We start from the raw sequence: 15,119 nt of genomic DNA, 5'->3' as shown, positions 1-15,119 counted from the left end.
ACCATGTTGAAATCAAAATATATTATCTATCTATTGCTACTCTGCCTGACAGGTTGTGTCTCCGAATTTAACGCACAACTTCCCACTTCCGACGAAGAACTGTTGGTAGTGACCGGCGACATCATTGCCAATACGGAAGTCGTATTTTCATTAAGTAAAAGTGTCCCACTGTCCGAAGAATCCCCGGAAAACTATCGAGACATTGAGGCCAAAATCATTGTAACCGGCAGTGACGGCTATCGGAGTAATCCCGGTAAGGCTATCGGAGAAGGCAAATATCAAATCAGCATCGGGGAATTACAGAACAACGTATCTTATGGAGTAGAAATAGAATATAATGGAGAGATTTATATCTCTTCTCCCTCCGAACCGATGGAAACTCCTGAAATAGACAGTGTTTCATGGATACAGCCCGTAAAAGAACAGCCACTGACCATCCGGGTATCTACACATGGTGATCCCGGAAAAGCCCAATATTACATGTGGAATTACAAAGAAGACTGGGAGATTAGAGCTAATTACATGACAACTTGTTACTTCGATCCGGAAACAAACCGCATTTACGAGGACAGCAGTTACCCTACCTTCTATTGCTGGAAAAAAGAATTATCCAGAAATATATTGATCAGTTCAACCCAATCACTGAAAGAGAACCGGATCATAAACAATAAGCTGTTTGAAGCACCGGTAAAAGGAGATAGATTTACAGTGTTATACAGTGTACTGGTACAACAACGGACACTGAGTAAAGCAGGGTATGAATATTATCTGAATGTACAACAGCAAAATGAAGACATGGGAGGAATCTTTACTCCACAACCTTCCGAAGTTCAGGGAAATCTCAGTTGTACCACTCAACCTGAGCGAAGAGCCATCGGCTATGTCGGGGTTTACAAAAACATAGTCGAAAAGAGAATCTATATTCGCCCCAATGACATAGAACGTCCTCCCCGATACACAGATTGCGAGGAACTGACGGACGATGATCTGAACGAAATGGGCTACAACACCTATCTGACAAGATATCTGGCTGGCTATCGTCCTGTTGGAACAGGTACACACATCGATAACTGGACGCTGCAAAGATGCACAGAATGTGAATATAACGGAGGAAACAAAAACAAACCTTCGTTCTGGCCCAACGATCACCAATAACTTAAAAAGAAAGGAGACAATCATGAAACGAATCTTCACACTATATTTCTTTGCATTGTTTTGTCTGATTTCACAGGCACAGGAAGAACTATACGAACGGGTGTATGTACATACGGACAAAACGTGTTATCTGGCCGGCGAAGAAGTTTGGATCAAGTTTTATACCACTGACACCCACTTCCAACCATCTTTTTTCAGCAAAGTGGGATACGTAGAAATATCAAATGCCGAACGCCCACAGGCCCAGTTAAAATTAGCACTTGACAATGGCAGTGGTTCGGGAAAAATAAAGATTCCGGCTGATGCTCCCTCAGGTATTTACGAGTTAAGCGGATATACCCAATATATGAGAAATGAAGGGGAAAAAATCTTTTTTCGAAAGCAGATTGCCATAATCAACACTTTCCGGATTGCGGAATCTGACCCGATAACATTAGCCGATTCTACGGAAACATACCCGAAAGAAGTACCGGCTATGAACGGAAACATTCGTATAAACACTTCCCGGCCGTCGTATAGTATGCGCCAACCTGTAGAATTGACCATCAATGGCCTGCCCGAAGAAGTATCCGACCTTATCGTTTCGGTAAGCCGTAATGATTCACTGGTCATACTTCCACATCACGAAAAATCTGTCTGGAGACAGCAAGTTACCAGTACGCCCGGCACATTCTCCGGTCAATGGGTACCGGAATATGAAGGACATATCATCCGCGGACAAATACAAACTCCCGAAGGAGAAACACTGAAACAGATACAGAATAAACATGTGTCAGCAGACATCGCTTTTGTAGGTAAAGATATCCGGTATGTACAAGGACAAGTAGACGTTGAAGGGAATGCACGATTCTACACAAGCAATATATTTGGAATCAATGACATAGTGGCTGCCGCATGGGGAGCTAATGGAGAATCTTACCAAATGAATATTTTATCGCCTTTCTGTGAGAATCTGCCGAAAAATCTCCCCCAACTTAAACTCTATCGAAATAAAAAACGATTATTGGAAAGAAGCATAGGCATACAGCTACAACAAGTTGTCATGCTCGATTCTCTTGACCATGGTATCCCTCTGCAATCTTGTTACGGGCTCCAACCTTATCTGAACTACAATCTGGATGAATACACAAGATTCAGCACGATGACAGAAACCTTTGTAGAATTTGTACGTAGCGTGATAATACGCAAAGTGAATGGTAAGCGCAGGCTAAAAGTACTCAAAGAGGGAGAAAAAAGATTCAATGTCGGAAATACATTAGTGTTATTGGATGGTGTTCCTATTCACGATCACGAAGATATTCTGAAGTATAACCCCAAATTGGTGAAAAAAATCGATATCTATAACAGCCGCTATGCTTTTAGCGGTGAAACATTCGAATGTATGATTTCCCTGACCACGCAAAAAGGAAACCTGCCTTCCATACAGTTAAGTGACGACTCGCAACTGACAGTATATGAATGTCCTCAATTGCCCGTTGCATTCAGCATGCCCGAGTACAAAAACGAAGTTGACAGAAAATCACGCAAACCGGATTTCCGGCATACATTATACTGGAACCCCTCCGTAAAAACAGAAAAGGGAAAAGCTACCACACTCCTTTTTTACACATCCGACCTTGAAGGAGAATTTAAAGTAGTGGTGGAAGGCTTTACGCACCAAGGAGAAGCAATCCGAGGTGAAACGAGTTTTCGTGTAGGAGAATGACCCTCGCAGTCCAATGGGTGAAGTAACTCCCCAATAAAAAAAGTGGGGAACACTTTTATTTAGTGTATCCCCACTTCATCATTTCATTTCTGCCGGCTTCTCTTAAACATCTTTCCAGCAGATGCATTACTACTTTTTTCATTGCTTCAAATACTAATAATAATTACCTTAATTAATAAACACACATCGAAAACCTAAAGGGGAGAATGCTTAAAGCGTTACATATCCCCAGATGTTAGGATTGGCATTTGCCAAATTCTTTAATAAACTTCTTACAATCTTCATAATCTTTTTACCTAAAAAAACTGTTACCTAAAAACTACGTTATCCTAATTCTTATGTTTTACAGCACAAAAATAAGGCCTAAATAGATACGTTGTACTCAAAAAGGGAAGAAAATATGTTTTAAAACATATTTCTTGATATATATCAAGAAAATCGGTTTCTATTGGCAATCATATGACAAAACCGGACATAAATAAAGTCAGAAAGGCAGGTTGCCATTGACAATTCTGCATTTGGATGACAAGTCGTCATGAAACAGGAAAACAAAAAGAGATCCTTAAAAAAGAAGAGAGGCAAACGCTTGTAACGCTTGCCCCTCATTCGTATATTCGCTGATGAACCTTTATTTAATCGGTGTCTGTTCTAATGTAGCAACCAGAAAATCATAGAATTTCTGCACAGTCGGAATCAAGGCTCTTTCATCAGGAGAGTGCGGTGAACGCAGTGTAGGGCCAAATGAAATCATATCCAGTCCAGGAATAATAGCCCCAATGATACCGCATTCCAACCCGGCATGAATAACTTTCACTTCCGGCTCTGTACCAAACTGCTTTTTATAAGATTCTTTCATTGCATGCAGAATCGGAGAATCGATGTCGGGTTGCCATCCGGAATATCCTCCCGTCATCTCCACTTTCATACCCGCCATAGAAAAGCAACATTCAAGGCTGGTAGTCAGACATTCTTTCATGCTGTCGCTGGAACTACGTGCCAGAATCTTGAAAGAAGCTTTTCCACCACCAATATTAATGATTGCCAGATTTGAAGAGGTTTCTACTGTATCGGGAATTGTAGGAATCATTCGCATCACACCATTCTGACAAGCAAAAATAGCATCGATCAGATTATCCTGAATCTCTTCAGGTACTTCTCCTGCAGGCAGTTCTACCCGCTCGGCAGTGAAGCTGATAGGAGTTTCGATTGCTTTATACTCTTCATTGAAAATATCTTCGCAATACTTCACTAAACCCAATAGTTCTTCTTCATTTTCAGCGGGGATAGTTACTACTGCATGGGCTTCACGGGGAATGGCATTCCGCATATTTCCACCTTCCCAAGTTGCCAGGCGAGCTTCATAACTTGCTACAGCTTCACGCACAAAACGTACCAGTAATTTGTTGGCATTGGCACGTCCCTGATTGATTTCCAGTCCGGAATGACCGCCACGAAGACCTTTCAAACTTACCTTAATGGCAATATCACCATCTTCCGGAGCCACTTCCTTATACTCAAGAGATGCGGTAACGTCCATACCACCGGCACAGCCGATGTAAAGTTCACCTTCGTCTTCAGAATCGAGATTAAGCAGTATTTCTCCATTCACAGTACCCGGTTTCAGACCAAAAGCACCAAACATACCTGTTTCTTCATCCTTTGTAATCAAAGCTTCCAACGGTCCGTGTTTCAGATTCTGATCTTCAAGAACAGCCATGATAGCAGCTACTCCCAAACCATTATCGGCTCCAAGTGTAGTACCTTTAGCTTTCACCCATTCACCATCTATATAAGTTTCAATCGGATCTTTCTCAAAATCGTGAACAGTATCATTGTTTTTCTGTGGTACCATATCCATATGTGCCTGAAGGATTACTCCTTTTCTATTTTCCATCCCCGGAGTGGCAGGTTTACGGATAATCACATTGCCGGCTTCATCTACAAAGGTTTCCAAGCCGAGACCTTTACCGAAATTTACCAGAAACCCGGTAATTTTTTCCATATGTCCCGACGGACGCGGAATCTGCGTCAAAGAATAGAAGTGCTTCCATACATTTTGTGGAGCTAAATCAAGAATTGTGCTCATAAATGAATTATTTATAGGTTTTAAATCAATTTCTAAAGGTCAAAGCTACTAAAAAGAATGGAAAAGAAAGAATTACCGGAAGAAATTCAAATAAAAAAAGTTCAAAAACCGGATTTACAGATTAAATATGTATAGCAATAACACACATATTGTTTTAAGTCAGCAAAGCGCATTTCCTGAAACACAATTGTTATCAGCAAATATTATTTTCGTCGGAGAAAGGAAATAGCCGCCAACCCGTAAATGCCTAATAAAACGACCAATAAGGTTTGAATGCCATGAACGATCAATGCAAATATTCCGGCATCTGTCGCATTTACCCCATAAAGCATCATCATGGTGATCACTGCAAAATGCCACGGACCGGCTCCATTCGGAGTAGGAACAATTACGGCAAATGTTCCTCCGACAAACATGACCAATGCAGCAAGAAGTCCCAGATGTGCCGTAAAAGCAAAACAATAGAAAGTGAAATAAAAATGGAGAAAATAGCTGAGCCAAATCAAAAAGCTATAAAGCAGGAAAAGCGGAAGATTTTTCACATTCCGCAGTGACATAATGCCTTCACAAACATTCAGTACAACTCCTTTCACTTTCTCGAAAAAAGAAAGGGTACGAATCAAATAATAAAATAGCACAACAACTCCTATTCCACAAAACAGAATGATATAGAACCAAACAGACGTAAGTAAATGCATCAATGAAGGAATCTTCGTACCGGTTTGTTCAAGAAAGGTGACAAATACAGGCATTTGCAACAAAACCGTGACACCGGTAATCAAAAGAATAGTCAGTGTATCTACCAGACGTTCGGTTACCACAGTACCTAAAGATTTAGCAAAGGAAACATCATCGTATTTTGCAAGTATCCCACACCGGCTCACTTCCCCTACCCGCGGCACCACCAAACTGGCTGCATACGAAATGAAAATGGCATTGACGCAATCACTTCTTCGGGGAAACGCTCCCAAAGGTTCCAGCGTCTGACGCCAACGCCAACCACGAAACACTTGTGCCGATATGCCGAAAAGAAGTGAAAAAGCCATCCACCACCAGTTTGTGCCGTGTTGCAAAACCTCCGCGGCTTTTACAAAATCGAAGTCACGATAGACCCAATATAAGATAAAGCCTCCCAAAACCAATGGTAAGATAAGTTTCAGTGCCTTTTTTATTAGTTTCTTCATCCCTAATTCTTTATTCTTCATTTAAAAGAATTACCTTTGTCTGCTGCAAAAGTAGTTATTTAGTTGATAAATGAAATTAGTAAAGCCTAAAAAGTTTCTCGGGCAACACTTCCTGAAAGACCTGAAAGTGGCACAGGACATTGCCGATACAGTAGATACATTCCCCGAACTGCCGATTCTGGAAGTTGGGCCGGGAATGGGTGTGCTCACTCAGTTCCTTGTCAAAAAAGAACGGTTGGTAAAAGTGGTGGAGGTCGATTATGAATCGGTAGCCTATCTGCGAGAAGCCTATCCGTCACTGGAAGACAACATCATCGAGGATGACTTCCTGAAAATGAACCTGCAACGTTTATTTGGCGGACATCCGTTCGCATTAACTGGAAACTATCCTTATAATATATCCAGCCAGATATTTTTCAAAATGTTGGATAACAAAGACCTGATTCCTTGCTGTACAGGAATGATCCAAAAGGAAGTAGCCGAACGCATTGCGGCCGGGCCGGGCAGTAAAACATATGGCATTCTCAGCGTTCTGATACAAGCCTGGTATCGGGTAGAGTATCTTTTCACTGTAAGCGAACATGTGTTCAACCCACCTCCAAAAGTGAAGAGTGCAGTCATACGAATGACACGTAACGAGGTACAAGACCTTGGTTGTGATCCGAAGCTATTCAAACAGGTAGTGAAAACTACTTTCAACCAGCGTCGAAAGACATTACGAAACTCCATCAAACCGATCTTGGGTAAAGATTGCCCGTTGACAGAAGACGCTCTATTCAACAAACGCCCTGAACAACTCTCGGTACAGGAGTTTATAGACCTGACAAACCGGGTGGAACAAGCGCTGAAGTCCCCGATAGAAGCAACTTCTCAAAAAGAAATTCCCAATGGGGAAGCCGGATTATCGGACTGAACAAACGTAGTATACTAAACGTGACTTCCTCGATTTACGGGAAGCAGGTAAGGATGTAATTATGAACGAAGAATACATTGACAACGTAAAAGAGCTTATCGGAGAAAAAGATGCCGATAAAGTAAAAGAGCTTCTTATCGATCTGCACCCTGCTGATATAGCGGAGTTGTGTAACGAATTGAATCCGGAAGAAGCCCGCTTCGTCTATCGATTACTTGATAATGAAACTGCCGCGGACGTACTTGTAGAAATGGACGAGGATGTTCGTAAAGAGTTTCTTGACATCCTGCCATCAGAAACCATTGCCAAACGTTTCGTTGACTATATGGATACGGACGATGCCGTAGATTTGATGCGCGAACTGGATGAAGACAAGCAGGAAGAGGTACTTTCGCACATTGAAGACATCGAACAGGCAGGAGACATTGTCGACCTGCTGAAATATGACGAAAATACCGCCGGTGGTTTGATGGGTACGGAAATGGTGACCGTCAACGAAAACTGGAGTATGCCCGAATGCCTGAAAGAAATGCGTCAACAGGCAGAAGAACTTGATGACATCTATTATGTATACGTGATAGACGATGACGAACGTCTTCGCGGAATATTTCCACTGAAAAAGATGATTACGTCACCCTCTGTATCCAAAGTAAAACATGTGATGCAGAAAGACCCTATCTCCGTACACGTAGACACACCTATCGATGAAGTGGCACAAATTATCGAAAAGTATGACTTGGTTGCTATCCCGGTTCTCGACAGCATCGGCCGGTTGGTAGGACAGATTACCGTCGACGACGTCATGGACGAGGTTCGTGAACAATCGGAGCGCGACTACCAATTGGCATCCGGTCTCTCGCAGGATGTAGAAACGGACGACAATGTACTTCGTCAGACTACAGCCCGCTTGCCCTGGCTATTAATCGGTATGATTGGCGGCATAGGTAACTCTATGATATTAGGTAATTTTGATTCTACTTTCGCCGCACATCCCGAAATGGCTCTTTACATACCGTTAATTGGCGGTACAGGTGGAAATGTGGGAACCCAGTCATCGGCACTTGTCGTACAAGGCTTGGCAAACAGTTCTCTCGATGCTAAAAACACGTTCAAGCAAGTCAGCAAAGAAGCTGTAGTTGCATTGATTAATGCCACAATCATCTCTTTACTGGTATATACCTATAATTTCATTCGTTTCGGTGCAACGGCCACTGTTACTTATTCGGTATCCATCAGCCTGTTTTCAGTAGTGATGTTTGCCTCCATCTTCGGTACTCTGGTTCCAATGACACTGGAAAAGATGAAAATAGATCCTGCTATAGCTACAGGGCCGTTTATTGCCATTACAAATGACATCATTGGTATGATGATGTACATGGGAATTACGGTGTTATTATCGTAAAAAACAGCTATAATGAAAAAAAATAAAGGAAAATAGTATGAAGTAATCATTTTATTTCATTAATTTGTGACCTAATGGATTTAAGGACAAATCCTGTTTTCCTAAAAACGAATATACAATGATGGACTCTCATGACACTAACCAACCTTTGAAACAAGGGGAATTAGAAGAAGAAAAAAAAGCAGTTGAGGTTTCTGAAGAGATTACAGAAACTCCGGCTGAAGAAACGATTGCTGAAAAATCAACCGAATCAGGTTCAAGACTGAACACTAAAGAAGAAGTGCTGTCCCGATTAAAAGAAGTTGCCCAAGATGCTGAAAATGCAAGTAAACAGGAGCTGGATGGTTTAAAGCAGACTTTCTATAAAATTCATAATGCCGAACTCGAGGCTGCGAAAAAGTTATTCGTAGAAAATGGTGGTGCCGAAGATGAATTTATTGCACAGCCTAACGGTGTAGAAGAAGAATTCAAAAGTTTAATGGCAGCCATCAAAGAGAAGAGAAGTGCTTTGGCTGCTGAGATTGAAAAACAGAAAGAAGAGAATCTTCAGGTCAAGCTGTCGATTATCGAAGAATTAAAAGAACTGGTGGAATCACCCGATGACGCCAATAAATCCTACAATGAATTTAAAAAGCTACAGCAACAGTGGAATGAAGTAAAGCTGGTACCACAGGCTAAAGTAAACGAGTTGTGGAAGAATTATCAACTGTATGTTGAGAAGTTCTACGATATACTAAAACTGAATAATGAATTCAGGGAATATGATTTCAAGAAGAATCTGGAAATCAAGACACACCTTTGTGAAGCTGCAGAGAAACTGGCCGACGAACAAGATGTAGTCTCCGCTTTCCATCAATTACAGAAACTACATCAAGAGTTCCGCGATACCGGCCCGGTTGCCAAAGAATTGCGTGACGAAATATGGAACCGCTTCAAAGCTGCCTCTACTGCTGTCAATCGTCGTCATCAGCAACATTTCGAAGCATTAAAAGAGAGCGAACAGCATAATCTGGATCAGAAAACAGTTATTTGCGAAATAGTAGAAGCAATCGAATTCGATCAACTGAAAACATTTGCTGCATGGGAAACCAAGACGCAAGAAGTAATCGCCCTGCAAAACAAATGGAAAACAATCGGTTTCGCTCCACAGAAAATGAACGTGAAAATCTTTGAGCGTTTCCGTAAAGCTTGCGACGAGTTCTTCAAGAAAAAAGGAGAATTCTTCAAGTCTCTGAAAGAGGGTATGAATGCCAATCTGGAAAAGAAAAAAGCATTATGTGAAAAGGCAGAAGCTCTGAAAGATAGTACCGACTGGAAAGAAACAGCCGAAGTCTTGACTAAACTACAAAAAGAGTGGAAAACAATCGGCCCTGTTTCTAAAAAATATTCGGATGCAGTTTGGAAACGTTTTATCACTGCATGTGATTACTTCTTTGAACAAAAGGGCAAAGCCACCTCTTCCCAACGTTCTGTAGAACAAGAAAATCTGGAAAAGAAAAAAGCAATCATAGCCCAATTAACCTCAATTGACGAAACAACAGATGCTGATGAAGCAAGCAAAGAAGTTCGTGAATTGATGAAAGAATGGAATAATATCGGGCATGTTCCTTTCAAAGAGAAAGATAAGCTTTATAAGCAATATCACGGTTTGATTGACCAGCTTTTCGACCGATTCAATATCAGTGCATCGAACAAGAAACTGAGTAATTTCAAATCTTCTATCGGTAATATTCAAAGTGGAGGTTCGCAATCTATTTATCGTGAACGCGAAAAATTGGTTCGTACGTACGAGAACATGAAAAACGAACTCCAGACCTATGAAAACAACTTGGGCTTCCTCACTACCTCTTCCAAAAAAGGAAACAGCCTTTTGACCGAAATTAACCGTAAGGTAGAAAAGCTCAAAGCTGATCTGGAATTGGTATTGCAGAAGATAAAGGTAATTGATGAATCAATCAAAGAAGAATAAAGGAAAATAATTTTTAGTTCTATGTAAAGCGAATCAGGAGGCATAAGCCGCTTTGATTCGCTTTTTTTATATACGAAAATTAGAGATAGGAAAGAATACCAACAAAGAGAGCGAAGTTTTATATAAAAACTTCGCTCTCTTTGTTGGGCTATCTGGACTCGAACCAGAAATGACAGGACCAGAATCTGTAGTGTTACCATTACACCATAGCCCAATGTCGCTTAACGATTCACATCCTTTGTTTCTCGTTTGCGGTTGCAAAGGTACAAAGTTTTTTTTAATCACAAATACTTTTCGCTCTTTTTTTGCAAAAAAATATCTAATACGCCGGATTCCAAAGAGATGCATCCCTAAAAAAAAACAAAAAATGAAATAGATTTAGCATATAACTTTCCTTGATACAATAAATCAGCGTATATTTGTAAAAAATATCACGTTTATGACAGGAAAACAAAGAATGCCCCTTCCTTGTTATAAACAGAAACTAAACATTGATTATTTAATTTCAACCTATAAATGAACGAAACGAAAGTATTAATAGAAAAGATAACCGAAGGTATACAAGAAAAAAAAGGTAAAAACATTGTCATAGCAGATCTGACAAACATTGACGACACGATATGCCAATACTTTGTAATCTGTCAGGGGAACTCCCCCAGCCAGGTCGTTGCCATCGTAGATTCCATAAAAGAATTTACCCGAAAAGGTGCCGGCACTAAACCCTCTGCCATCGATGGACAACGAAACGCAGAGTGGGTAGCTATGGACTTTTCTGACGTATTAGTACACGTATTCCTGCCGGAGGCCAGAAACTTTTATAATTTGGAGCACCTGTGGGCAGATGCCAAACTAATTACTATTCCCGACATTGATTAATCTATCAGTATGGACAATAACAGCAAGAAAACCAACAATAAAGTAAATATGCCCAAGTTCAATCTGAACTGGATGTATATGATTATCGCCCTGATGCTTTTAGGGCTGTATTTCGCTAACGGAAACAGTTCTGTTAACAAGAACATCTCTTATGATGAATTCCAACAATACGTACGTGACGGGTATGTCAGTAAAGTGATTGGCTATGATGACAACACAGTTGAAATTTATATTAAGCCACAGTACGTAGGAGCTGTATTCAAACAAGATTCTACACGTGTAGGCCGGAATCCGATGATTACCACCGAAGCTCCTTCACGCGAAAATCTGGATAACTTCCTGCAAAAGGAGAAAGAAGAAACACACTTCGACGGTTCTGTCAGCTATGATAAGAAGAAAGACTACTTCAGCGCAATACTTTGGAATGTGCTGCCTATTGTCTTTCTGATTGCCTTGTGGATATTCTTCATGCGCCGCATGGGCAGTGGTGCCAGTGGTGGAGCAGGTGGCGTATTCAATGTAGGAAAATCGAAAGCACAGCTCTTTGAGAAAGGTGGATCCATCAAAGTGACATTTAAAGATGTAGCCGGACTGGCAGAAGCCAAACAGGAAGTAGAAGAGATTGTCGAATTCCTGAAAGAACCCCAGAAATATACGGATTTGGGAGGTAAAATTCCTAAAGGCGCCTTGCTGGTAGGCCCTCCGGGAACAGGTAAAACATTGCTTGCAAAGGCTGTAGCCGGTGAAGCCAATGTACCTTTTTTCTCTTTGGCCGGTTCCGATTTCGTTGAAATGTTTGTCGGTGTAGGTGCATCCCGCGTACGCGACCTTTTCAAACAGGCTAAGGAAAAGGCTCCCTGTATTGTTTTCATCGATGAGATTGATGCCGTAGGACGTGCCCGCGGCAAGAATCCTGCGATGGGCGGCAATGACGAACGTGAGAACACGTTGAACCAGCTGCTAACTGAAATGGACGGTTTCGGCTCAAACAGCGGTGTTATTATTCTGGCAGCCACTAACCGTGTGGATGTACTCGATAAAGCATTACTCCGTGCCGGACGATTCGACCGGCAAATTCATGTAGATTTACCGGATCTCAACGAACGTAAAGAAGTATTTGGTGTGCATTTGCGCCCCATTAAGATAGACGATACAGTAGATGTAGATCTGCTTGCCCGCCAGACTCCCGGATTTTCGGGAGCTGATATTGCAAACGTATGCAACGAAGCAGCCCTGATAGCTGCACGACATGGAAAGAAATTCGTAGGCAAACAGGATTTTCTGGATGCTGTAGACCGTATCATCGGTGGACTTGAAAAGAAAACCAAAATCACCACGGAAGCCGAACGCCGCTCTATTGCTTTGCATGAAGCCGGACACGCAAGCATCTCTTGGTTATTGGAATATGCCAACCCATTGATTAAGGTAACCATCGTTCCTCGTGGACGCGCATTGGGAGCTGCATGGTATCTGCCGGAAGAAAGGCAAATTACCACCAAAGAGCAAATGCTCGATGAGATGTGTGCCACTCTGGGCGGACGCGCAGCAGAAGATCTCTTCATTGGCCGCGTATCCAGTGGAGCTGCCAATGATCTTGAACGTGTGACCAAACAGGCTTATGGCATGATCGCCTACTTGGGAATGAGTGAAAAGTTGCCGAACTTATGCTATTATAATAATGATGAGTATTCGTTCCAACGTCCGTATAGCGAAAAGACTGCCGAACTGATTGACGAAGAGGTGAAAAGAATGGTTAACGAACAATATGAACGTGCCAAACAAATCCTCTCGGAACACAAAGAGCAGCACAACGAATTGGCGCAGCTACTGATCGATAAAGAAGTAATCTTTGCCGAAGACGTAGAACGTATCTTCGGTAAACGTCCTTGGGCTTCCCGTTCGGAAGAGATCATGGCAGCCAATAGCAAACAAGAAAATACCGCCCACCCTACGGATGGAGAAGATACCGATACTCCACAAGCAACAGAGTCTCAAGAAGACAATGGGCAACAAGAACCGGCGGCATCACAAAACTAAAAATGTAACAGCACCTTGAAGAACAACTTTTTACAACGCGCCATAACAGGAATATTATTTGTAGCCATCATAGTGGGTTGTATACTGTACGATCCACTGGCTTTCGGAACACTTTTCGTTATTGTCAGTGCTTTGACCATACGTGAGTTCGGTCATCTTGTCAATCAATCGGGAGAAGTAGCCATCAACCGGACCATCACCATGCTGGGAGGAGCTTATCTGTTCCTTGCTCTCATGGGATTCTGCATCGATGCTGCCGATTCCAAAATATTCATTCCTTATCTGGTATTGCTCATTTACCTGATGGTAAGCGAATTATACCTTAAGAAAAAGAATCCGGTACTCAACTGGGCTTATTCCATGTTGAGCCAGATGTATATCGCTCTCCCTTTTGCTTTGCTGAATGTACTCGCTTTCCAGAATGATCCGGAAACAACCAGCGTTTCTTATAATCCGATATTACCGCTTTCTATATTTGTATTTCTATGGCTGAATGATACGGGCGCCTACTGCTTCGGCTCTCTGTTTGGCAAGCATCGTTTATTCGAACGTATTTCTCCGAAGAAGTCATGGGAAGGTTCTATCGGCGGCGGTATCGTAGCCATTGCCGCTTCGTTTGCATTTGCCTATTTCTTTCCGGTCATGACTTGGGCTGAGTGGGCCGGGTTGGCACTGGTCGTTGTTATTTTCGGAACTTGGGGAGATTTAACAGAGTCACTTCTGAAACGTCAATTGCAAATTAAAGATTCTGGAAGCATTTTGCCGGGACACGGTGGTATGCTCGATCGCTTCGACAGTTCGCTTATGGCCATACCGGCAGGAGTTGTCTACTTATATGCACTGACCCTGTTCTAAAATCGATAAAAAAATAATAGCCGCAAATAAAAACGGGCTACAAACGTAAAGCATCTCGCAGAATATAGCGAAACTTCCGTTTGTAGCCCGTTATTTACAACTCACCCTTTTTACATTACCTGAACTTCGTTTGAAAGCTCTATATTCTTTGCACCCTCGGGTATCGGCTGTTCTTTTACATCAAAGACTACCTCAACTTCTCCGTTTTCAACAGAATTCAGTTTCACTTTAATGCCTTTCTTACCGGTCAGATCCAACGAATTCAAATTAAAAGATACCGCACCGTTTAAACAACGCTTAGTCACATCACCATACGTATTATAACGATATTCCAAATGGATATACCCGTCATCACCATCTTTAGCCATGTTTCGCGTATCGCGAACCAGACTGAAGCGATGTTTTTCTCTGGCCGGTAAGCACTGGCGAAAAATGATGTTCAGATATCCGCCTCCAATCCACATCATATCTTTATATACAAGAACAGGGTCATTGCCTATTTCCGCTTCATTGTCGGCAGTCAGGTCCTCTATTTGTTTGGTCAGGACGTCATAGTTACACTCTACTTTTACCCCATGATCGTATCCTTCATAATTATCATAAAGAGGATTGAAATAAGTAATCACACGCTGTCCGTCTATCGGCCTATAGCCCGGAATCGCGGTCGCAGCAGGCCAAAGACTTCCCCAATGGTCGGCATTCAGTGCATAAGTATCGCCACCGACTACCCGGACTGTAGCCCAGTCTCTTGCTATATCGCCCAATGAATAACCGTCACCGTCATCACACGACTGCAATGCCGGCAGTATCAGCGTCAGCATTGCCACCCAAAGTAGTTTAACTCTTTTCATATCTATTCTTAATTTATTCCTTTTACCCTATAAATAAAAAAACCGGGCATTTACTGCACCGGTTTCTGTCCTATTATTGAATAAAA

11 protein-coding genes and 1 tRNA gene are annotated in these 15,119 nt (G+C 41.9%); 8 read left to right on the top strand and 4 right to left on the bottom strand.

Going from position 1 to position 15,119, the window contains the following annotated elements:
- Window positions 1–3 precede the first annotated feature (3 nt).
- Window positions 4–1,155, top strand: coding sequence for a DUF4249 domain-containing protein (locus tag R3O62_RS08375; protein WP_032539575.1), 1,152 nt, complete (start codon window positions 4–6; stop codon window positions 1,153–1,155).
- A 22-nt stretch (window positions 1,156–1,177) separates the two neighbouring features.
- On the top strand, window positions 1,178–2,860 hold the full coding sequence (locus R3O62_RS08370) for a hypothetical protein (protein WP_269110058.1): 1,683 nt from the start codon (window positions 1,178–1,180) through the stop codon (window positions 2,858–2,860).
- A gap of 628 nt (window positions 2,861–3,488) precedes the next feature.
- On the opposite strand, the gene R3O62_RS08365 is transcribed toward R3O62_RS08370, so the two are convergent.
- Together R3O62_RS08365 and R3O62_RS08360 are read right to left on the bottom strand one after the other, a co-directional pair.
- Complete coding sequence (locus tag R3O62_RS08365) at window positions 3,489–4,946, bottom strand: aminoacyl-histidine dipeptidase (RefSeq protein WP_005810418.1); 1,458 nt, start codon at window positions 4,944–4,946, stop codon at window positions 3,489–3,491.
- A 203-nt stretch (window positions 4,947–5,149) separates the two neighbouring features.
- Entirely contained in the window at window positions 5,150–6,151 is a 1,002-nt protein-coding gene (locus tag R3O62_RS08360) for a lysylphosphatidylglycerol synthase transmembrane domain-containing protein (protein WP_005810420.1), read from the bottom strand.
- Window positions 6,152–6,200: 49 nt separating this feature from the next.
- On the opposite strand from R3O62_RS08360, the gene rsmA reads away from it, so the two are divergent.
- The 3 genes from rsmA to R3O62_RS08345 all read left to right on the top strand — a co-directional run bounded on the left by rsmA (window position 6,201) and on the right by R3O62_RS08345 (window position 10,414).
- The gene (gene rsmA / locus R3O62_RS08355) at window positions 6,201–7,043 is read left to right on the top strand and encodes a 16S rRNA (adenine(1518)-N(6)/adenine(1519)-N(6))-dimethyltransferase RsmA (RefSeq protein ID WP_022012224.1); all 843 of its coding nucleotides are present in this window, start codon (window positions 6,201–6,203) and stop codon (window positions 7,041–7,043) included.
- Window positions 7,044–7,104: 61 nt separating this feature from the next.
- Window positions 7,105–8,445: a magnesium transporter gene (gene mgtE, locus R3O62_RS08350; protein ID WP_005775486.1), complete on the top strand. Its 1,341-nt coding sequence runs from the start codon at window positions 7,105–7,107 to the stop codon at window positions 8,443–8,445.
- A 118-nt stretch (window positions 8,446–8,563) separates the two neighbouring features.
- A complete protein-coding gene (locus R3O62_RS08345; protein ID WP_005818339.1) occupies window positions 8,564–10,414 on the top strand; it encodes a DUF349 domain-containing protein in 1,851 nt (616 codons plus the stop codon).
- 143 nt (window positions 10,415–10,557) lie between these two features.
- Here the strand turns inward: R3O62_RS08345 and R3O62_RS08340 are convergent.
- Window positions 10,558–10,628: transfer RNA gene (locus R3O62_RS08340), tRNA-Gln, on the bottom strand.
- A 302-nt stretch (window positions 10,629–10,930) separates the two neighbouring features.
- Between R3O62_RS08340 and rsfS the strand changes: the two genes are divergently transcribed.
- Genes rsfS through R3O62_RS08325 form a run of 3 tightly spaced genes read left to right on the top strand, consistent with a single transcriptional unit; the run spans window position 10,931 to window position 14,182 of the window.
- Window positions 10,931–11,290 carry a ribosome silencing factor gene (gene rsfS / locus R3O62_RS08335; RefSeq protein WP_005775484.1) on the top strand — a complete coding sequence of 120 codons (360 nt, stop codon included), beginning with the start codon at window positions 10,931–10,933 and terminating at the stop codon, window positions 11,288–11,290.
- 48 nt (window positions 11,291–11,338) lie between these two features.
- Complete coding sequence (gene ftsH, locus R3O62_RS08330; RefSeq protein WP_122296810.1) at window positions 11,339–13,327, top strand: ATP-dependent zinc metalloprotease FtsH; 1,989 nt, start codon at window positions 11,339–11,341, stop codon at window positions 13,325–13,327.
- Between the two features lie 15 nt (window positions 13,328–13,342).
- Window positions 13,343–14,182, top strand: a complete 840-nt coding sequence (locus tag R3O62_RS08325) for a phosphatidate cytidylyltransferase (protein ID WP_005775482.1) — start codon at window positions 13,343–13,345, stop codon at window positions 14,180–14,182.
- A 110-nt stretch (window positions 14,183–14,292) separates the two neighbouring features.
- On the opposite strand, the gene R3O62_RS08320 is transcribed toward R3O62_RS08325, so the two are convergent.
- A complete protein-coding gene (locus R3O62_RS08320) occupies window positions 14,293–15,033 on the bottom strand; it encodes a NigD-like protein (protein ID WP_250714280.1) in 741 nt (246 codons plus the stop codon).
- Window positions 15,034–15,119 lie beyond the last annotated feature (86 nt).

The organism is Bacteroides hominis (assembly GCF_033042785.2).
GTDB lineage: Bacteria > Bacteroidota > Bacteroidia > Bacteroidales > Bacteroidaceae > Bacteroides > Bacteroides hominis.
This window is presented reverse-complemented; position numbering and strand designations above follow the sequence as displayed.

Coding starts and splice junctions, on each gene's coding strand:
- R3O62_RS08375 (WP_032539575.1), top strand. CDS start 4: ATGTTGAAATCAAAATATATTATCTATCTATTGCTACTCTGCCTGACA.
- R3O62_RS08370 (WP_269110058.1), top strand. CDS start 1,178: ATGAAACGAATCTTCACACTATATTTCTTTGCATTGTTTTGTCTGATT.
- R3O62_RS08365 (WP_005810418.1), bottom strand. CDS start 4,946: ATGAGCACAATTCTTGATTTAGCTCCACAAAATGTATGGAAGCACTTC.
- R3O62_RS08360 (WP_005810420.1), bottom strand. CDS start 6,151: ATGAAGAATAAAGAATTAGGGATGAAGAAACTAATAAAAAAGGCACTG.
- rsmA (WP_022012224.1), top strand. CDS start 6,201: ATGAAATTAGTAAAGCCTAAAAAGTTTCTCGGGCAACACTTCCTGAAA.
- mgtE (WP_005775486.1), top strand. CDS start 7,105: ATGAACGAAGAATACATTGACAACGTAAAAGAGCTTATCGGAGAAAAA.
- R3O62_RS08345 (WP_005818339.1), top strand. CDS start 8,564: ATGATGGACTCTCATGACACTAACCAACCTTTGAAACAAGGGGAATTA.
- rsfS (WP_005775484.1), top strand. CDS start 10,931: ATGAACGAAACGAAAGTATTAATAGAAAAGATAACCGAAGGTATACAA.
- ftsH (WP_122296810.1), top strand. CDS start 11,339: ATGCCCAAGTTCAATCTGAACTGGATGTATATGATTATCGCCCTGATG.
- R3O62_RS08320 (WP_250714280.1), bottom strand. CDS start 15,033: ATGAAAAGAGTTAAACTACTTTGGGTGGCAATGCTGACGCTGATACTG.